The organism is Pseudoalteromonas sp. 1CM17D (genome assembly GCF_023161805.1).
In the GTDB taxonomy this organism is placed as follows: domain Bacteria; phylum Pseudomonadota; class Gammaproteobacteria; order Enterobacterales; family Alteromonadaceae; genus Pseudoalteromonas; species Pseudoalteromonas atlantica.
The window spans coordinates 53,141-71,008 of record NZ_JALNTP010000002.1; the positions used below are offsets into that span (position 1 = coordinate 53,141).

General features: G+C 41.8%; 19 protein-coding genes. 4 read left to right on the plus strand and 15 right to left on the minus strand.

Going from position 1 to position 17,868, the window contains the following annotated elements; all coding sequences use genetic code 11:
• Window positions 1-55 precede the first annotated feature (55 nt).
• Genes hemW through MSC25_RS03920 form a run of 6 tightly spaced genes read right to left on the minus strand, consistent with a single transcriptional unit; the run spans window position 56 to window position 4,406 of the window.
• Window positions 56-1,192, minus strand: coding sequence for a radical SAM family heme chaperone HemW (gene hemW, locus MSC25_RS03895; protein ID WP_248442680.1), 1,137 nt, complete (start codon window positions 1,190-1,192; stop codon window positions 56-58).
• Window positions 1,189-1,788, minus strand: a complete 600-nt coding sequence (locus MSC25_RS03900) for an XTP/dITP diphosphatase (RefSeq protein WP_055254892.1) — start codon at window positions 1,786-1,788, stop codon at window positions 1,189-1,191. The genes hemW and MSC25_RS03900 overlap by 4 nt, the downstream gene beginning before the upstream one ends.
• A 4-nt stretch (window positions 1,789-1,792) precedes the next feature.
• Window positions 1,793-2,236 (minus strand): DUF4426 domain-containing protein, encoded by a 444-nt coding sequence (locus MSC25_RS03905; protein WP_004586836.1) that lies wholly within the window; start codon window positions 2,234-2,236, stop codon window positions 1,793-1,795.
• A 57-nt stretch (window positions 2,237-2,293) separates the two neighbouring features.
• Window positions 2,294-2,827 (minus strand): YggT family protein, encoded by a 534-nt coding sequence (locus tag MSC25_RS03910; RefSeq protein ID WP_004586837.1) that lies wholly within the window; start codon window positions 2,825-2,827, stop codon window positions 2,294-2,296.
• Between the two features lie 26 nt (window positions 2,828-2,853).
• Window positions 2,854-3,675, minus strand: a complete 822-nt coding sequence (gene proC, locus MSC25_RS03915) for a pyrroline-5-carboxylate reductase (RefSeq protein ID WP_004586838.1) — start codon at window positions 3,673-3,675, stop codon at window positions 2,854-2,856.
• A gap of 17 nt (window positions 3,676-3,692) precedes the next feature.
• Window positions 3,693-4,406, minus strand: a complete 714-nt coding sequence (locus tag MSC25_RS03920) for a YggS family pyridoxal phosphate-dependent enzyme (RefSeq protein ID WP_273588905.1) — start codon at window positions 4,404-4,406, stop codon at window positions 3,693-3,695.
• Between the two features lie 2 nt (window positions 4,407-4,408).
• Between MSC25_RS03920 and MSC25_RS03925 the strand changes: the two genes are divergently transcribed.
• Window positions 4,409-5,449 carry a type IV pilus twitching motility protein PilT gene (locus MSC25_RS03925; RefSeq protein WP_004586840.1) on the plus strand — a complete coding sequence of 347 codons (1,041 nt, stop codon included), beginning with the start codon at window positions 4,409-4,411 and terminating at the stop codon, window positions 5,447-5,449.
• A 9-nt stretch (window positions 5,450-5,458) separates the two neighbouring features.
• A complete protein-coding gene (locus MSC25_RS03930; RefSeq protein ID WP_029772387.1) occupies window positions 5,459-6,592 on the plus strand; it encodes a PilT/PilU family type 4a pilus ATPase in 1,134 nt (377 codons plus the stop codon).
• Window positions 6,593-6,725: 133 nt separating this feature from the next.
• On the opposite strand, the gene ruvX is transcribed toward MSC25_RS03930, so the two are convergent.
• The 6 genes from ruvX to MSC25_RS03960 form a co-directional block, all read right to left on the minus strand.
• Window positions 6,726-7,175 carry a Holliday junction resolvase RuvX gene (ruvX, locus tag MSC25_RS03935; protein WP_004586842.1) on the minus strand — a complete coding sequence of 150 codons (450 nt, stop codon included), beginning with the start codon at window positions 7,173-7,175 and terminating at the stop codon, window positions 6,726-6,728.
• A gap of 9 nt (window positions 7,176-7,184) precedes the next feature.
• On the minus strand, window positions 7,185-7,742 hold the full coding sequence (locus MSC25_RS03940; protein ID WP_004586843.1) for a YqgE/AlgH family protein: 558 nt from the start codon (window positions 7,740-7,742) through the stop codon (window positions 7,185-7,187).
• Window positions 7,743-7,866: 124 nt separating this feature from the next.
• A complete protein-coding gene (gshB, locus tag MSC25_RS03945) occupies window positions 7,867-8,817 on the minus strand; it encodes a glutathione synthase (RefSeq protein ID WP_096041191.1) in 951 nt (316 codons plus the stop codon).
• Between the two features lie 75 nt (window positions 8,818-8,892).
• On the minus strand, window positions 8,893-9,627 hold the full coding sequence (gene rsmE / locus MSC25_RS03950; RefSeq protein WP_096041192.1) for a 16S rRNA (uracil(1498)-N(3))-methyltransferase: 735 nt from the start codon (window positions 9,625-9,627) through the stop codon (window positions 8,893-8,895).
• Between the two features lie 72 nt (window positions 9,628-9,699).
• Window positions 9,700-10,176, minus strand: coding sequence for a hypothetical protein (locus tag MSC25_RS03955; protein ID WP_024031544.1), 477 nt, complete (start codon window positions 10,174-10,176; stop codon window positions 9,700-9,702).
• An 81-nt stretch (window positions 10,177-10,257) separates the two neighbouring features.
• Window positions 10,258-11,151 (minus strand): hypothetical protein, encoded by an 894-nt coding sequence (locus MSC25_RS03960; RefSeq protein WP_004586847.1) that lies wholly within the window; start codon window positions 11,149-11,151, stop codon window positions 10,258-10,260.
• A gap of 78 nt (window positions 11,152-11,229) precedes the next feature.
• Here MSC25_RS03960 and glnE point away from each other — a divergent pair, with 78 nt between their 5' ends.
• On the plus strand, window positions 11,230-14,028 hold the full coding sequence (gene glnE, locus MSC25_RS03965) for a bifunctional [glutamate--ammonia ligase]-adenylyl-L-tyrosine phosphorylase/[glutamate--ammonia-ligase] adenylyltransferase (protein ID WP_248442682.1): 2,799 nt from the start codon (window positions 11,230-11,232) through the stop codon (window positions 14,026-14,028).
• A gap of 63 nt (window positions 14,029-14,091) precedes the next feature.
• Here glnE and MSC25_RS03970 read toward each other — a convergent pair whose 3' ends face one another.
• The 3 genes from MSC25_RS03970 to tolC all read right to left on the minus strand — a co-directional run bounded on the left by MSC25_RS03970 (window position 14,092) and on the right by tolC (window position 17,085).
• A complete protein-coding gene (locus tag MSC25_RS03970) occupies window positions 14,092-14,664 on the minus strand; it encodes a toxin co-regulated pilus biosynthesis Q family protein (protein WP_024031547.1) in 573 nt (190 codons plus the stop codon).
• 38 nt (window positions 14,665-14,702) lie between these two features.
• Window positions 14,703-15,632, minus strand: a complete 930-nt coding sequence (lpxL, locus tag MSC25_RS03975; RefSeq protein WP_054983765.1) for an LpxL/LpxP family Kdo(2)-lipid IV(A) lauroyl/palmitoleoyl acyltransferase — start codon at window positions 15,630-15,632, stop codon at window positions 14,703-14,705.
• Between the two features lie 97 nt (window positions 15,633-15,729).
• Window positions 15,730-17,085: an outer membrane channel protein TolC gene (tolC, locus tag MSC25_RS03980; protein ID WP_029772380.1), complete on the minus strand. Its 1,356-nt coding sequence runs from the start codon at window positions 17,083-17,085 to the stop codon at window positions 15,730-15,732.
• Window positions 17,086-17,235: 150 nt separating this feature from the next.
• On the opposite strand from tolC, the gene MSC25_RS03985 reads away from it, so the two are divergent.
• Complete coding sequence (locus MSC25_RS03985) at window positions 17,236-17,862, plus strand: NUDIX domain-containing protein (protein WP_004587962.1); 627 nt, start codon at window positions 17,236-17,238, stop codon at window positions 17,860-17,862.
• Window positions 17,863-17,868 lie beyond the last annotated feature (6 nt).

A 17,868-nucleotide genomic window follows, 5' to 3' on the forward strand; every position in this document is an offset into this window, starting at 1 on the left:
GGTGTATTATATTTATTTGCTTGTATTTTATGTTTATCGCGCGTGGTTAAAACCACTACACGAACAATTCTAGCAGGTCATTTAAAAAACGATGCCCTTTAAGGCTTACTTGCCAATGGCCGTTTTCTTGTATTAACAAACCTGCATTTATTGCTTTAGTTAACGCTGCTTGTTGGCTTTGCAATGGCTGATTAGTCAGCGCACTGTAATCATCAATAGGGCAAGGCTCGACTAAGCGAAAGCGATTCATAAAAAATTCAAAGGCTAAATCGTCTTGCTCTACTTGCCAGCTTTTATACAAGTACGGCTTAAGCATATCCATGTAACCACGCGGATGCTTAATTTTTTCTGTACGGGTAATAATGCCGGTTTTTGCATCAGTCACCTTACCATGAGCGCCACAGCCAATACCGAGATAATCGCCAAAACGCCAATAATTCAAGTTATGTTGGCATTGAAAGCCTGGCTTTGCATAGCCCGATATTTCGTATTGTATGTAACCGGCTTGAGCAAGTAGTGCTTGACCTTGCTCTTGAATATCCCATAGGGTTTCATCTTGTGGCAAAGTTGGCGGCTTGGATGCAAATTGTGTATTAGGCTCAATAGTGAGCTGATACCAGGAAATATGTGGCGGGTTTAAAGCAATTATTTTTTTTAAATCGCTCAGCGCATCGTCAAGGCTTTGCCCCGGTAAGCCATGCATTAAATCAAGGTTAAAGCTATTTAACCCGGCTTGCTTAGCTTGCTCTGCAGCGTAGTGCGCTTCATCGGCACCATGAATACGGCCAAGTGCTTTTAACTTGTCGTTTTGCATGCTTTGCACGCCAATAGAAATACGGTTAATACCCGCTTTGACGTACTCTTTAAAGCGCCCGGTTTCTACGGTACCAGGATTTGCCTCAAGGGTTATTTCGCAGTTGTCGCTTAGGCCAATTAGGTTATCGACTTCGCTTAATAAGCGGGTATATGCATCGCCAGTTAATAAGCTTGGTGTACCGCCGCCAATAAAAATACTGTGAATTTTACGCCCTTGCGCCAAGTGCAAATCGGCTTTTAAGTCGTCAATTAAATGCTGAACATATTCAGCTTCAGGAATGTCGCCTTTTTGCCCATGGCTATTAAAATCGCAATAGGGGCATTTTTGCACGCACCAAGGTACGTGCACATATAAGCTCAGTGGTGGAAGGTTCACAGGCCGCCTTTGCTTTGTAGCTCTAGTAATAACTTTTTAAGTGCTTGGCCGCGATGACTCACCGCATTTTTTTGCTCTTTGGTGAGCTCGGCACTGGTACAGTTTTGCTCTGCTACAAAAAATACTGGGTCATAACCAAAGCCGCCTTCGCCATTTTGGGTTTGTGTAATTTCGCCTTCCCAGCTTGCGCTGCAAATAAGTGGGGTAGGGTCATCGGCGTGGCGCATTAATACCAGCACACACCAAAAGCGGGCTTTACGATTTGGGTTATCGGCTAATTCATTAAGTAGTTTATCTATGTTGTCTTGATCGCTGGCGCTTTCACCGGCAAAACGAGCTGAGTACACGCCCGGCGCACCATTTAAGCCATCTACCTCTAAGCCTGAGTCATCTGCAATGGCTGGCATGCCGGTAATTTTAGCAGCATGGCGGGCTTTAATTATCGCGTTCTCTACAAAGGTGGTGCCGGTTTCGGCTACTTCGCCTACGTTAAAATCGCTTTGCGGAAGCACATTTATATTAAGCGGGCTAAGCATATTGGCCAGCTCGTTAACTTTGCCAGGGTTGCCTGTGGCAAGCACTAATGTTTTGGTCATGTTTTTAATCTACGTAAAATTTTTGCTGAAACGTGAGTTTTTGAGACTGACTACCTTGCTGGATGTTTATCTCAAAACGTAAAATCTCTTCGTTGGTGTAGTCTACTTGCGCAAGGTAATAAATTGATTCACCTTCTTTTACTTCTTTAAAAGTAAGGGCTTGCTTATTGCCGAGTAGGTTTTTTGCGGTGCCGCTGAGCTGAGCGGTTTGCGCGGTTTTATCGCTATTGTTTTTCAGTACTGAAATATTAACAATGCCTTTATAACCACTACGCTCAAGGCCATATGTTTTAGCTATTTGCGGCTGAATAAAGGTAGATGGAAAAGCAATGTAATGCACTTGCCAAGGGCCCAGCTCTTTGTACTGTGCGCCTTGCATGTCTTCACTGTGGGCATTAAAAGCAAAGGCTAAAAAACTAATAAAGCAAAACTTAATTAAACGGTTCATTATGATGTCCTATATAAAAAAGAGGCCAAAGGGCCTCTTTTGCTTATAACAAAAAATTTAGGCTAAAAAGTCCATTAGCAGCATTTGTAAAAACTGAATACCAATAATTAGTACAAGCACCGATAAATCTAAGCCACCCATTGGTGGAATAATTTTACGAAGTGGCTTGAGCATTGGCTCAGTAAGCTGATGGAAAACCGCTTCTATTGGGTTATAACCTTGACTTACCCAGCTTAAAATAGCGCGAATAATCAATACCCAAAATACAAGGTTTAAGCCTTCTTTAAGTACGGTAATAAGTGCTTGTATAAACACAGGTTGCGCAGCCCATGCGCCGTATATCACCAACATTAAAGTACTAATTTTGGCAACGGCTACAATAAATGCCAGCAATAGAGAGGCTAAATCCAGCCCACCTAGTCCAGGTATAATTTTACGTAACGGGTTAACTGCAAACGAGGTTGCTTTAACCACAAATTGGCTCATTGGGTTGTAAAAGTCGGCTTTTGCCCACTGTAGCCAAAAACGCAGTAGCACCACCATTAAAAACAAATCAAACAGGGTACTGATCAAAAATTGCATGGCATTCATAGTGTAACCTTCAATAAAAAGTAATTTTAAAGTTCTTTTTCCATTTGCATTGCACGCGCAATACACGCATCCATTGCATCGCTAACTGTTTGCACTAGGCCTTCGCCTTTTAAATGCTCAACCGCAGCATGGGTGGTGCCGCCTTTAGAAGTTACATTAGCGCGTAATTGCGAAATGCTTATCTCTGGTTGGCTCAATGCCATTTCGGCTGCACCCAGCGCAGTTTGCTGCACTAAGCGGCGCGCATCTTCATCGTTAAAGCCAAGTGCTTTCGCTTTTTCTTCAATGGCTTCCATAAATAAGAAAAAGTAAGCGGGCGATGAACCTGTCACAGCAATGACATCGTTAATTTGCGACTCTTGCTCTACCCAAACAACAATACCTGTGCACTCAAATACTTGTTGTACAAAGTCGTGCTCTTCGGCTGTTTCATCTGCGCCAAATAAACCCGATACACCACGCCCTAGTAGCGATGGCGTGTTTGGCATACAACGAACCATTTTAACGTTTTGGCCAAGCATTTCGCGTAAACGCTTAACGGTTAAGCCAGCCGCTACCGAAATAAACAGTTTATCACTAAAGTCGATCCCCGATTCTTGGAACGATTTACATAAATCGCCCATCATTTGTGGTTTAACAGACAATACAATGACATCAGCATCGCGTAAGGCTTCGTTATTGTCGCTGGTGGTTTTCACCTTGAAATCGTCTGCTACCTTGGCAAGCTTTTCTTGGTTGCGGTTTGTAGCAATGATGTTGTTTGCATTAAAACCGTTTTTTACCATGCCACCAATAATGGCGTAGCTCATGTTACCTGTGCCTATAAATGCGATTGTTTTATCTGACATATGTCTGTTATCACCTTTTAAGTTCGAGTTCCAAAAATATCTGTGCCGATCCTCACCATGGTTGAACCTGCGCTAATGGCGGCTTCAACATCATTGCTCATCCCCATCGACAACGTATCTATATGAGGATATTGGGCCTTTAGTTTATCAAAGCAAGTTTGTAATTGCTCAAAAGATTGACTTTGCTCACTCGGATCGTCGCTTTTAGCCGGAATAGCCATTAAACCACGCAAAGTGAGTTGCTCACATTGATCAATAAACTCAGCTAGTTCGGGTATTTGCTCTACGCTGCAGCCCGATTTAGCCTCCTCGGCGCTTATATTTACTTGAATAAGCACATTTAAAGGCGCTAGGTTTTCTGGACGTTGACTGTTTAAACGCTTAGCTATTTTTATTCTATCTACGCTTTGTACCCAATCAAAATGTGCAGCAACAAGGGCGCTTTTATTTGATTGAATAGGGCCAATGAAATGCCAAATGATGTCGCTAAATGTGTGTAGTTGAGCTATTTTATCTACAGCCTCTTGAACATAAGACTCACCAAATTGGCGCTGGCCATGCTCGTAGGCAGCAATAATATCGTCGCTTGGTTTTGTCTTTGATACTGCTAGCAGCGTAATAGCGTCGCTACTACGTTTAGCATTTTTAGCCGCGTTGGCAATTCTAGCGTAGGCGGATGTGAGTCGTTCTGCTATTGTAACCATATATTTATCAGTTAGTTGTGGAGTCATAAATGGATATTACCGAATTATTAGCGTTTAGTGTGCAACACAAAGCATCTGATTTACACTTATCGTCAGGTGTTTCACCTATGATACGCGTAGATGGTGATGTTCGCCGCATTAATATACCTGCACTTGCAGACAAAGATGTAAACAGCCTTGTTTACGACATTATGAACGATAATCAGCGCAAGGACTACGAACAAAATCTAGAAGTGGATTTTTCGTTTGAAGTGCCTAACCTTGCTCGGTTTCGTGTTAACGCATTTAACTCAAACCGCGGCCCTGCAGCGGTGTTTCGTACCATCCCTAGCGATGTACTGACGCTTGAAGATTTAGGTGCGCCAGATATTTTTAAAACAATATCAGATAACCCGCGTGGTTTAGTATTGGTTACCGGCCCAACTGGTTCGGGTAAATCAACAACGCTTGCGGCTATGGTCGATTATATAAATCAAACAAAACATCACCATATCCTCACCATTGAAGATCCTATCGAATTTGTACACGATAATAAACTCAGTCTTATTAACCAACGTGAAGTGCACCGAGATACGCACAGCTTCTCTAATGCACTGCGCAGCGCGCTGCGTGAAGACCCGGATGTAATACTTGTTGGTGAGCTACGTGACTTAGAAACTATTCGCCTTGCGATGACCGCCGCTGAAACTGGCCACTTAGTGTTTGGTACGCTACATACCACCTCAGCACCAAAAACGATTGACCGTATTATTGATGTATTCCCAGGTGAAGAAAAAGATATGGTGCGCTCAATGCTTTCTGAGTCACTGCGTGCCGTTATTTCGCAAACACTACTTAAAAAAATTGGCGGTGGACGCGTGGCCGCGCACGAAATTATGATTGGTGTACCGGCTATTCGTAACTTAATTCGTGAAGATAAAATTGCACAAATGTATTCGTCTATTCAAACGGGTGCATCACACGGTATGCAAACCATGGATCAATGTTTAAATAATTTAGTTAATCACGGTATTGTGACAACCGCAGCCGCAAAAGAAAAAGCCCAAGATAAAACCCAGTTTGGTGGCTAAGGACATATTATGAATTTATCTTTAAATCACTTTTTACACATAATGATTGATAAAAAAGGCTCGGATTTATTTGTCTCTAGTCAATTACCAGTCAGTGCAAAAATTAATGGTGAGCTTATCGCTCTTAGCGACGATAAGTTAAGTGACGAGCAATCGCTTGCGCTTGTAGAATCAGCGATGAGCGATAAACAAAAAAACGAATTTCATACCACTAAAGAGTGTAACTTTGCGATAGCCACAGACGAAGGGCGTTTTCGTATATCGGCTTTTTGGCAGCGCGATAGAGCGGGTATGGTTATTCGCCGCATTGTAACGCAAATACCTGATATAAGTGATTTAGGGCTGCCCTCTACACTTACTGATGTGATTATGTCAAAGCGCGGGCTAGTGCTGTTTGTTGGTGGTACTGGCACGGGTAAATCAACTTCACTGGCTGCCTTAATTGGCTACAGAAATCGTCATCAGCGTGGCCATATACTCACCATTGAAGATCCGATTGAGTTTGTACACGAGCACCGTAAAAGTATTATTACTCAGCGCGAAGTAGGGCTTGATACCGACAGCTTTGAGTCGGCACTTAAAAGCTCTTTACGCCAAGCTCCCGATGTTATTTTAATTGGTGAAATACGCTCGCAAGAAACCATGGAATACGCTCTGAGCTTTGCCGAAACGGGTCACTTATGTGTGGCTACATTGCATGCTAATAATGCCAACCAAGCCATTGACCGTATTATGCACTTAGTGCCTAAAGAAAAACACGACAAGCTTAAGTACGACTTAGCGCTAAATTTACGCGCCATTGTTGCACAGCAACTTATTCCCACTTCTGATGGGGAAGGGCGTGTAGCCGCGATTGAAATATTATTAAACTCACCCATGGTGGCAGAGCTAATTAAAAATGGGGATATTGGTGGCATAAAAGAGGCCATGTCTAAGTCTAAAGAAATGGGTATGCAAACCTTTGACCAAGCCTTATTTGAGCTATACAAACAGCAGCGTATTAATTACGCCGATGCACTACATCATGCTGACTCGCCAAACGATTTACGCTTAATGATAAAGCTGCGCAATAATGAGCAACAAGGTGCAGGATTTTTACAAGGTGTAACCATTGATGGACTAGATGATAAAAACAGCAATTAACACTGTATTTTATCCATAAAAAAAGCGCCGCTGGGCGCTTTTTTTATGGATAAAATTACTTATAACGTTTTATACCACTGCGGTGTTTTTCGACCTTTAAAATAGATTACGTAATTAAAGGAGGCGGTATTACTTATTCACCATAACTGGCTTCAAAAAAACTCTCTAAAATAATCACTGCCGACATATTATCGACATTTCCTTTCCCTAAATTTTTATAGCCACCGTGCTCAAATAAACGCGCTTTTGCATCGGCGGTTGTGAGTCGCTCATCTTGTGTTTGCACCGGTATGCCGTAATGATTGTGCAAGCGGTTAGCAAACTTTTTAGCCTTAAAGGTTACCTCTTGCGAAGTACCATCCATATTAAGGGGTAACCCGACGACCATTAAGTCGGGTTGCCACTCTTTAACTTGAACCGCAATATGATCCCAATTAGGAATACCATCTTGGGCTTTTACCGCTTTTAAGCTAGACGCACTGCCTGTGAGCTCTTGTCCTATGGCAATACCAATGCTTTTGGTGCCAAAGTCAAAGCCCATTACGGTGCGCTGGCCTTGCGGCTTAAGGTTTTTTTTCGTCATTATCGTTCTTTAAGCGTGTCCAGCTTCGCTGCAAAGTTGGCTAACATCAAAGCCTAGCATTGAAACTGCTTTTTCCCAGCGTTTTTCTACCGGCGTATCAAAAATGATCTTCGGATCGGCTTTAATGATCAACCAACTGTTATCTAAAAGCTCTTTCTCAAGTTGTCCTTGCTCCCAGCCCGAATAACCAAGCGTAATAATAAATTGCTCAGGTGCGTGGGCGGTGGTCAGGTTGGCAAGTACGTCTTTTGATGTGGTGATCATTATATCACTGCTAAGCTTTTGGCTTGCAGAGTAGCCTGGCTGAGGTGAATGAAGTACAAAACCTCGGTCGGTTTTAACCGGACCACCTGCAAACACAGAGACTTGCGCGGCTTGTTGGGTTTTGTCGTTGTCTATTTCTATTTTATCTAAAAGCTCACCAACGGTCACATCAATAGGCTGGTTGATCACCAATCCCATAGCCCCATCTTCATTGTGCTCACAAATATAGGTAACGGCACGTTTAAAAAAAGGGTCTTGCATCGACGGCATAGCGATTAAAAAATGATTTTCTAATGATTGCATAGATTTCACCCTTTTAGTTTATGAATACTTATTGAACTTTGAGTATGGCATAGATATATACGTAGCGTATAAAAAGTCCATTAATTGTATGAAATACTTAAATTAATGGACTTTTAAATGGTGTTTATTCAGCGAGCTTACGCTCAATTGCGTCAAACAAAATACCGGTAATAGATATATCGTAAGCGGCTTCAATTTCACGTACGCAGGTTGGTGCTGTTACGTTAATTTCGGTGAGCTTGTCGCCAATAATATCTAACCCTACAAACACTAACCCTTTTTCTTTAAGCGTAGGGGCAACTGCTTGAGCTATTTTAAGGTCTGACTCGCTAAGGGGGCGGGCTTCACCACGGCCGCCCGCAGCTAAGTTACCGCGGGTTTCACCATTTTGTGGAATACGCGCTAAACAATACGGAATAACTTCACCATCAACAACCAATACGCGTTTATCGCCTTGTTTGATCTCTGGAATGTAATTTTGCACCATGGCAAAGCGACTACCATGCTCAGTTAAGGTTTCGCAAATAACGCCAATGTTTGCATCATCTTCTTTAATACGAAAAATAGATGCGCCGCCCATGCCATCGAGTGGTTTTAAAATAATGTCTTTATGCTCAGCTAAAAACGCGCGTATTTGAGCTTGGCTGCGTGTTACTAGCGTATCTGGCGTATGCTCGCTAAACCACGCTGTAAATAGCTTTTCGTTAGCATCGCGCAGGCTTTGTGGTTTATTAATAATTAACGTACCTTCTTGCTCTGCACGCTCTAAGATATAAGTTGCGTAGATGTACTCCGTATCGAACGGTGGGTCTTTTCGCATTAAAATAACGTCTAGGTCGGCAAGCGCGATTGTGGTTTTTTCTTCAAGTTCGTACCACTTTTCGGTGTTGTTAAATACCTGCGCTTTTGCTGCGGTTGCATACGATTTACCTTGGCGAAGTGATAAGTCATCCATCTCCATGTAGTAAATTTCGTAGCCACGTTTTTGCGCTTGCATCATCATTGCAAAACCGGTGTCTTTTTTGATGTTAAATCCACTAATAGGATCAGAAATAATACCTAACTTTATCGCCATGCGCTGTGCCTTAATCTAATTATAATGACTACTAGAGTGTTAATAGTTTTAATATGAGGGTGCTATTGAGCTATTTCAATTAGCTAAATCGCCAAATTGTAATTGTAATGCACTTAAGACCGTTAAAGCGGCCGTTTCTGTTCGTAAAACGCGTGGCCCTAAGCGAATATCAACAAAGTGCTGATCTTTAGTTTGCAGCATTTCTTCATCGGTAAAGCCGCCTTCAGGGCCTACTAAAAAGCGTACACCGGTGCTTGGAACGGTTATTGTTTTAATGCTGTGCTCGGCACGAGGGTGCAAAGTGAGCTTAATGGCGTCTGTTTGTTGTTCAAGCCATTGCTTTAAATCAACCGGTGTGTGAACAACTGGCACAAAGTTACGCCCCGATTGTTCGGCGGCTGAAATTGCAATTTTTTGCCATTGTTGGTGTTTTTTTTCTAACCGGTCGCCACTGAGTTTAACGCCACAGCGCTGACTAAAAATAGGCGTGATTTCGCTAATGCCAAGTTCAACAGATTTTTGGATGGTAAAGTCCATTTTGTCGCCACGTGATACGCATTGCCCTAAATGAATTTTAAGCGGCGATTCGACATCATGCTCATCAAAACGTTGTGGCATAACAACAACTGATTTTTTAGTTACCTCAATAATTTCACTGAAGTATTCACCGCCTTCGCCATTAAAAATAGACACATGTTCGCCTACTTTCATGCGCAATACGCGGCCAATATGGCCCGCTGCATCGTCGTTTAAAGAAACCGGGGTGTTTAAGGCAATACTCGATGCCTGATAAATATGAGGTACTCGCATGGGGGTCACTTATTTTATAGCGTAAAGGTGTATAGCGCTATGGTAAGTAAGCAGGGCGTTGTACGCAATTATTTATTTTTGTTTAAGTGCCTTGGCAAGTGCGATTAAATCTTTAGGTGTTTCGGCAATATCGGTATCGCACGATAAGTGATTTTTAAAGCCTTCGTCAGTAATACGATTAAATGTATAGCCGTTGTCGTCAAAGCTAACTACGTAGCGTTTTTCATGCAGGGAGTTATATATAAAACGTTGTTTGTCGTCGGCAAGTAGATAGTCGGTGTTATTAAATAACACGCCCTGAATATCGTGGTGCTCGTGCAGGTAAGTGGCCAGTTCAGATACGCTAATTTCGTTTTCTAGGTCGCAATAGCAATAGTCTTTAATGAGTTCGTCAAACATCATTTTTACCAGCTTACGGGTGTTACTGCCTGCAACTATTAAGGTGCTGGGTGTATTGGGTGCCGCGTGCTTAAAATAATACTCGGCAAATGTACGACTAAATTCGTTATCTATATCAATTAACAAATAGTTAGTTACTTCAAATGACATAGGGCCCCGTTGCTTTATGCAAATGTGTTATGCCAGTTAACTAAATACGGGGCGCTTGGCGACTTATTTAATAGCGTGGCGTTAAAGTGAAAACATGCTAATAAGTAAATAGCCTATAGCACAAAAAACAGCAAACTCAATGCATGCTATGCCTATATTGTCCTGATGGTCGACCTCTAAAGCGGCATCAATATTGGGTAATGAAATTGCTTTTATTACAAAACTTAAACAATATAATAACACCCACATTACACCGCAATGCATTACCAGTGTAAATATATTTTCGACCATTTTTCCATTTTGAAAGGCCGCACTAGATAATCCTGCATACACGGCTAGGGCTAAACCTATTGATTTTCCTGCGTATCTAATGCCAATAGAGGTGTTTTCTAGGTTAAAGTTACTTTGCAGTGAGGCACCTTGGTTTGCTTTAGCGAAGCGGTATTCACGGATTTTGCTATCTAGCGCAAACATCCCTTGTAGCGTAAAAAAGCTAACAAAAGCAATAAGTAAGTTACTAAACCCTTGTGCATGAGTCCAGGTATACAAGCCAAGTGCAATAATACAGTTGGCTAATAACATACCTGAATCAACCAATGCAGCGCATACATTTTGCTTTAATATAGCAGCTTCTTCATTAAATCTGTGTAATATCCATTTTCTATGAATTAAATGTCCGACTTTTATAAATGTAAATAATAGAACAATTAAAATAACCACTTTTAATGGATTATGTTGTGCCGTGCTCATACTTATTTCATCAAATAAAAACGCCATAGTGGCAATAACCACGGTAATTTCTGAGGCGAAACTAATCCCCATTGCAAAATTATCATGCTGCGCTAGTTCATCTTTAAGTGCCTGTTTTGCTTTTATTTGAGCGACAATTCTAAGACTAAAAATAGTAATGCATATAACCGCAAAACTAATGGCAATCGCAACTAAACTAGTGTTAGATAATGATAAATATGACATGCTGATCCTAAGTAGAGATAACCTTTCTTGGTTTTAGTTATTCTAGTATGGTTAGCGCATATATAAAAGAGAGGATTGATGAGTAACAAAATGCAACTTCCTATTCAATTACAAAAACTTGGCTCAACACGCTTTGCACAGCTGTATCCGCAGCAACCTATACAAGAAGAAGTTGTAAAATTATGTGCTTTGAGCGACTTTGCTTTTCGCAGTTTAGAGTCGCAACCTCAATTAAAAGACTGGTTAATAAACCCAGATGAGCAATTTAGCCGAGACGTGCCCGCGCCATTCGACGGCCTTGACTTGCAGCAAGTAGATGAAAACCAGTGCAATAAGATTTTAAGACAGTACCGAGAAAAATACTGGTTAAAAGTAGCGTACCTCGATTTGTGTTGCGATAACCCAATCAGTGACAGTATAAAATACATAAGCCTATTAGCTGATATGCTAATTAATAGCGCAAATAGATGGGCCCATGCGCAAACGGCAAAAACAGCAGGGGAGCCATTAGATGAGCAAGGTAACTCTTTGCCTTTAATGGTTTTAGGCATGGGTAAATTGGGCGGCCACGAGCTTAATTATTCATCAGATATAGATTTGATTTTTGCTTATCCGCGCAATGTACCGACCCAAGGTGGGCGCAAACGTATTGAAGCCCAAGTGTTTTACACTAAAGTAGCGCAAAAACTGATTAATGCACTTAATCAAGTAACCGGTGATGGCCAAGTATTTAGGGTTGATATGCGCTTGCGCCCATTTGGTGAAAGTGGGCCTTTAGTGATGAGCTTTCACGCCATAGAAGATTACTACCAAGAGCAAGGCCGCGATTGGGAACGTTACGCCATGTTAAAAGGGCGGCTAATTGGCACACCCAATCAATATTGGGATGAATTTATACAGCTTTTAAAACCCTTTGTTTATCGTCGATATATTGATTTTTCGGTGATTGAATCGCTCAGAAAAATGAAGCTTATGATAGCCCAAGAGGTCCGCCGAAAACGCCTGACCAACAATATAAAACTAGGTGCTGGTGGCATTCGCGAGGTTGAATTTATTGTACAAGCTTTGCAAATGGTCCGTGGTGGGCGAGAAGCTAACTTACAAACCCAATCGTTACTGTACGCCTTAGAGCAGTTAACGTTAAACCAAGCGATGGATGAGCAAGAAGCGAATGAGCTAAAGCGCAACTACTTACACTTACGTAAAGTAGAGCAATACTTGCAAATGTTTGACGATCAACAAACACAAACCCTGCCCGATGATGACCTCAATCAAGAGCGCTTAAATTACTTACTCGAGTCTGAAAGTTTTAACCATACCATGAGCGAGATTGAGCAGGTTATGGCCAAAATTCACGATGAATTTTTATTGGTGATAGGGGAGGAAACCGTTCCCCTTGATACCTGCGAAGGTGCGTTTATAAGTGCTTGGGATCATGGTGATGTTAGCTTTTTAAACGATATAAAAGAGCAATGGCAAGTGCCACTTCATGATTTTAAACAACGTTTGAGTAAGGTAAATATAGGTAATCGCGGGCGAGATATTCTCGACAAACTAATGCCTTTATTGCTCAAACAGCTCAGTGACTTTAATGCCAGTGGTGAGACATTTACCTTGGTATGCCAAATTTTAAATAAAATTGTATCGCGTACTGCTTACCTTGAATTGCTTTACGAAAACCAAGGTGCGCTAAAGCAGCTTGTTTTATTATGTTGCCATAGTAAATGGATAGGGGAGCATATTTCCCGTTATCCTATTTTGCTTGATGAGCTAATAGACCCTGCTGCCCTTTACAAACCTACGCCGTTGAGCGCCTATAAAGATGAAATACGGCAATATTTTTTACGTATAGAACACGACGACCTAGAGCTACAAATGGAAGCGCTTAGGCAATTTAAGCAAACACATCAATTACGTATCGCGGCTGCCGATGCAACCGGTGTGATTGATGTTATGAAAGTAAGCGATCACTTAACTGCTCTTGCCGAGGCTGTGGTAGACCAAGCAGTTAATATAGCGTGGTATAACACGGTTAAGCGCTTTGGCATGCCACCAAACACTGATGATGAACACAAAGGCTTTGCCGTTATTGCGTACGGTAAAACGGGCGGCTTTGAAGTAGGCTACGACTCCGACCTAGACCTTGTGTTTGTGCATAATCACGACGGTAATAGCAGTACCAATGGCGATAAATCGATTACCTCACGACAGTTTTATTTAAAACTTGCACAGCGCTTAATGCATTTATTTAATACCCGTACCGCCTCGGGCATATTGTATGAGCTTGATACACGCCTGCGCCCTGAAGGCGCCTCTGGTTTATTGGCTATTAACTTAGAGAGCTTTAATCATTATCAGCAAACGCAAGCATGGACTTGGGAGCACCAAGCGCTTGTGCGCGCCCGCGTTATATTAGGCCAAGATGAGCTAAGAGCGCGCTTTGCACAAATTCGTAAAGAGATATTATGTGCCCCACGGGATGTAGATACACTCAAACAGGATGTGCTTAAAATGCGCGAAAAAATGCGCACGCACTTAGCTAAAGGAAACTCTGAGCAATTTGATTTAAAACAAGATGTAGGCGCCATGACCGACATTGAATTTATAACTCAATACCTAGTGCTCAAAAACGCAAATCAGTTTAGCCAGCTAACGGTGTTTTCCGATAATGTAAGAATACTCACAGACGCTGCCGCGATTGGTTGTATCACTAAAACCCAAAAGCAGCAGTTAATCCAGGCGTATATTGATTATCGCTCACGTTATCACGTATTAAGCCTAAATCAGCAAGGTCGTTTGGTGTCGCGTAAGGAGTATCAAACCGATATAGAAAGTGTAACAACATGCTGGAATACAATATTTGAACTAGAAACATAAACACTAAAAACCCAAGCACAGGCTTGGGTTTTTATTATGTATGGGGTTGGTTTATTTACGCTGCTAAGTATTAAGCTTTAAACAATTGCTGCGCACAAATTCAGAGGGCAGCTCAGTGATCACCGCTGCGCGCTGTTTGTGGCAAAGGTAGGTATACACTTCGTATTCAAAGTCATCATTAATTGCGCGGCCAACTTGATAAAGCGCTGAGGTAAAACTGCTATCAACCCTAAAATGATCTTTTACAACGTAGTCTTTACTCAAATACCAATATAATTGAATACCTTCGCTTTTAGCGTATTGGTTAAGTACGTCTTTTAACGTTGAGCCGTTTTCAAAGCGTCTTGGTGCACTTGTTCCTGTCCAGCTAGCAGGCATCGGGTCAACGGCTCTGCCGCGCTCTGCTAAAACACGATCAAGTGTTTGCTCGGGCTTTTTAAGTTGTAGTACAAACTTATCGCGCTCCCTATCGGATTTAACTTGGTTACGGATAGACGAATAAAAGCGAGAAAGCCCCTCGGCAGCTGCGTTTTTACTCTCTTTTATGTCAAACAATGGACCCGTACCAACTAACACATAGGTAGCTAGTAAGATTAATGCAACTGCTAGTATTAAATGCTTAACCCAAAACCACATAACTCATGCTCATTTATTATCATTATTTATTTATACCATTACTTTTTATAAAAAGAAGGGGTATTTTTATCAGGGCGTGTTTTAAAACGGCGGTGCAGCCACATGTATTGCTCAGGCGCAGCGTTAATTGATTGCTCAACGCGCTGATTTACACGTGTTACATCTGCTTTATCATCGCCGCTTGGGAAATTTTCAAGCTCAGGTACTATTTCTAAATGGTATTTACCGTGCTCATCACGACGACTAATTAGGCTCATGGTTTCGCAGTGTTTACTTGCTGCAAAAAGTAATGTGCCTGTAGTTGTGGCTGTATCTGGTACTGCGTAAAAAGGCACAAATTCACAGCGGTTACGGCCGTAGTCTTGGTCGGGTAGGTAATAACACACCTTTTTATTTTTTAGTGACTTTAACAAGCCTTTTACGTCTTTTCGTCCAATTAAATACTCGTTAGAACGAAGACGGCCATTGGTTGTAAAGTATTCCATGAGTGCATTGTTGTGTGGGCGGTAAAACCCCAGCCCTTGGCATTTAGTGCCCATAACACGACTCGCCATTTCTAAATGTAAAATATGCGGCACCAATAGCAATACGCCTTTACCTTGAGCCTGCACGCGCTCAAAGTGCTCTAATCCTTTAATAGAGCCATACGCTTTTTTAACGCGCCACTGCGGCCACCACCAGGCCATGCCAGTTTCAACCATGGCAATTCCGGTGTTTTCCATGTTTTTTAGCACAAGCTGTTGTTGCTCGGCTTCGCTCATATCAGGAAAACACAGCTTTATATTAACCTCGGCAATATGGCGACGACGTTTCATAAATTTATGTACTAAGCGCCCCAATAACTTACCTAAGCTAAGCTGAATTTTTTGTGGCAACCACGAAATCAAATACAAAAAGAAAACGCCAATCCACGTTAGCCAATAACGAGGGCCTAAAAACGAGGCTTTAAAAGGAGATGAGGTGACCACAAAATACTCTCTAAAATAAAAACGCTAGTTTAACGCTTAGTGTTATAAAATACAAAAAGCCAGCAATGGCTGGCTTTAAACGTTACTTTTTAACTTATTAGGCTTTTTTTAAGCCTTGGTTAATACCCAGTAAATCGGCACTTGTTAGTGTACCTGCAGCTTGCTTTAAGCGAAGCGTAGATAACACGTAACGATAGCGTACATCAGCTAGGTTACGTTTTGCATCGTACAGGTTTTGCGTGCTTACAAGCACATCAACAATAGTACGCGTGCCTACTTCAAAACCAGCTTCTGTTGCTTTAAGCGCACTTTGCGCTGATACCACAGCTTGCTCTAGAGCTTTGTAAGTCGCGATGTCTGATACAACCTGGTTGTATGAGGTAATAACGGTACGCGTTACGGCGCGGTAATTTGTTTCGTAATCTTGGCTGGCTGAAACATAAAACGCACGGGCTTGTTTAGTTGCAGCTACGGTTGCGCCGCCTGTGTACAGAGGAACACTTAAATTAACGGCAACCGAGGTTGAGTCGGCGCGTGGTTGGTCGTTAAAGCTTAAACCATTTATATTTTGGTCAGTTAAAGAATCACCGTAGCTGGCATCAAGTGTTAGCTTTGGGTAGTGGCCAGCTTTAGCAAGCGTGATCTGATCCTTAGCAATATCAACCGTGACTTTAGCCACTTGTAAGCTGATATTATTGTTCTCAGCTACTTTTACAAAGTCAGTTGATTTTTTAACCGGTTTTACTGTTGAAAATGTTTCGGTGTTTAAAAAATCAAGTTTTGCGTGGTACTTACCGGTTATTTCACGCAGTTGCTCGCGTGCGGTTTCAACGGCATTACTGGCAATAATTTCTTGTGCTACTGAGTTATCGTATTGTGCTTGCGCTTCGTGAACATCTGTAATCGCTGTAAGGCCAACTGCGTAGCGCTGTTTTGTTTGCTCTAACTGGCGTTCAATGGCACGCTTTTCGGCTTGCACAAATTCAAGGTTATCAATGGCGCTTAATACGTTAAAATAGCCTTCAGCAACGCGCACAATTAAGTTTTGTTTTGCGTTATCGTATTGCGCATTGGCTTGCAGCGCTTGTTTTTCGGCAATATCAAGTGTATTCCATGCGCCTAAGTCGAATAAGGTTTGGCTTAAACTAACACCACGCGTGAATTGGTCGGTATCGCTGTTTATTTTAACTTGGTCAGCTAAATCACCAACGCTCTGAAAAGAGGTAGAATCGCTTTTTTCATAGCCCATGCTTACGCCAATTTGCGGCAATAATGCACTCATTGCTAAATCGCTCTCGTAAGATTGCGCATCTGCTTGGGCTTTTGCTTTTAAAACAGTGGGATCGTTAGCAGTAGCAATTTCAAAAACTTGCATTAAATCTTCAGCACTTGCTGTGGTTGTGCCTAATGCGCACGACAAACTAACGAGCGCTGCAAGGATGTTCTTTTTCATGTTAGGTTCAGTCCTTAGACAAATTTTGTACTAAAAGCATGGTAACGTGTTTTGCTAAATAACTAAAAAAGAAATTAGTAAAACTGTATGTTCAAATGTAACAGAATATATTAACAAACTTTAATCGTTTAAATAAGCGGGATGTATAATATGGCAGATAAAAGCTTGGTTCAATTTACACATAAAGATGTGAGCTTAAAAGCAGTTAAAAGTCTGTATAATGGCTTTTTTAAGGTGGATATGTATGAGTTTGAGCATAGCCTGTTTAATGGTGGTACATCGCAACTTATAAAGCGCGAAATACTAGAGCGGGGCGATGCCATTGCTGTTCTACCTTATGATGTAACTACGCAAAGTGTACTTTTAATAGAGCAAATACGTATTGGCGCTATTAACAGCAAACACTCGCCCTGGCTGCTAGAATGTATTGCCGGTATGACCGATGGCAGTACCGATTACGAAGGGGTGGTAAAAAAAGAAGCCTATGAAGAGGCTGGGCTTGAGCTTACTGATCTTGAATTTATGCTCTCATACCTTTCAAGTCCGGGCGGTACCACTGAGCGCTTACATTTATACCTAGCGCGGGCAGATTTAAGCCAAGTACAAAGTGGTGTATATGGCCTTGAAAGCGAAGGTGAAGACATTAAAACCCATATATTAAGCCTTGATGATGCGCTTTCGCGCCTCAATAACGGTGAAATAGATAACGCGGCAACAGTAATCTGTTTACAGTGGTTGGCGTTAAATCGTGAAAAAATAAGCAGTAAGTGGACATAATTTTAA

What these genes read in the sequence shown, in the direction of transcription:
- rsmE (WP_096041192.1), bottom strand. Translation starts at nt 9,627, where the DNA reads ATGCGAGTACCTCATATTTATCAGGCATCGAGTATTGCCTTAAACACC.
- glnE (WP_248442682.1), top strand. Translation starts at nt 11,230, where the DNA reads ATGAGTAACAAAATGCAACTTCCTATTCAATTACAAAAACTTGGCTCA.
- tolC (WP_029772380.1), bottom strand. Translation starts at nt 17,085, where the DNA reads ATGAAAAAGAACATCCTTGCAGCGCTCGTTAGTTTGTCGTGCGCATTA.
- MSC25_RS03940 (WP_004586843.1), bottom strand. Translation starts at nt 7,742, where the DNA reads ATGCAATCATTAGAAAATCATTTTTTAATCGCTATGCCGTCGATGCAA.
- MSC25_RS03905 (WP_004586836.1), bottom strand. Translation starts at nt 2,236, where the DNA reads ATGAACCGTTTAATTAAGTTTTGCTTTATTAGTTTTTTAGCCTTTGCT.
- MSC25_RS03900 (WP_055254892.1), bottom strand. Translation starts at nt 1,788, where the DNA reads ATGACCAAAACATTAGTGCTTGCCACAGGCAACCCTGGCAAAGTTAAC.
- MSC25_RS03920 (WP_273588905.1), bottom strand. Translation starts at nt 4,406, where the DNA reads ATGACTCCACAACTAACTGATAAATATATGGTTACAATAGCAGAACGA.
- MSC25_RS03970 (WP_024031547.1), bottom strand. Translation starts at nt 14,664, where the DNA reads ATGTGGTTTTGGGTTAAGCATTTAATACTAGCAGTTGCATTAATCTTA.
- MSC25_RS03985 (WP_004587962.1), top strand. Translation starts at nt 17,236, where the DNA reads ATGGCAGATAAAAGCTTGGTTCAATTTACACATAAAGATGTGAGCTTA.
- MSC25_RS03925 (WP_004586840.1), top strand. Translation starts at nt 4,409, where the DNA reads ATGGATATTACCGAATTATTAGCGTTTAGTGTGCAACACAAAGCATCT.
- MSC25_RS03930 (WP_029772387.1), top strand. Translation starts at nt 5,459, where the DNA reads ATGAATTTATCTTTAAATCACTTTTTACACATAATGATTGATAAAAAA.
- MSC25_RS03960 (WP_004586847.1), bottom strand. Translation starts at nt 11,151, where the DNA reads ATGTCATATTTATCATTATCTAACACTAGTTTAGTTGCGATTGCCATT.
- ruvX (WP_004586842.1), bottom strand. Translation starts at nt 7,175, where the DNA reads ATGACGAAAAAAAACCTTAAGCCGCAAGGCCAGCGCACCGTAATGGGC.
- MSC25_RS03955 (WP_024031544.1), bottom strand. Translation starts at nt 10,176, where the DNA reads ATGTCATTTGAAGTAACTAACTATTTGTTAATTGATATAGATAACGAA.
- proC (WP_004586838.1), bottom strand. Translation starts at nt 3,675, where the DNA reads ATGTCAGATAAAACAATCGCATTTATAGGCACAGGTAACATGAGCTAC.
- MSC25_RS03910 (WP_004586837.1), bottom strand. Translation starts at nt 2,827, where the DNA reads ATGAATGCCATGCAATTTTTGATCAGTACCCTGTTTGATTTGTTTTTA.
- gshB (WP_096041191.1), bottom strand. Translation starts at nt 8,817, where the DNA reads ATGGCGATAAAGTTAGGTATTATTTCTGATCCTATTAGTGGATTTAAC.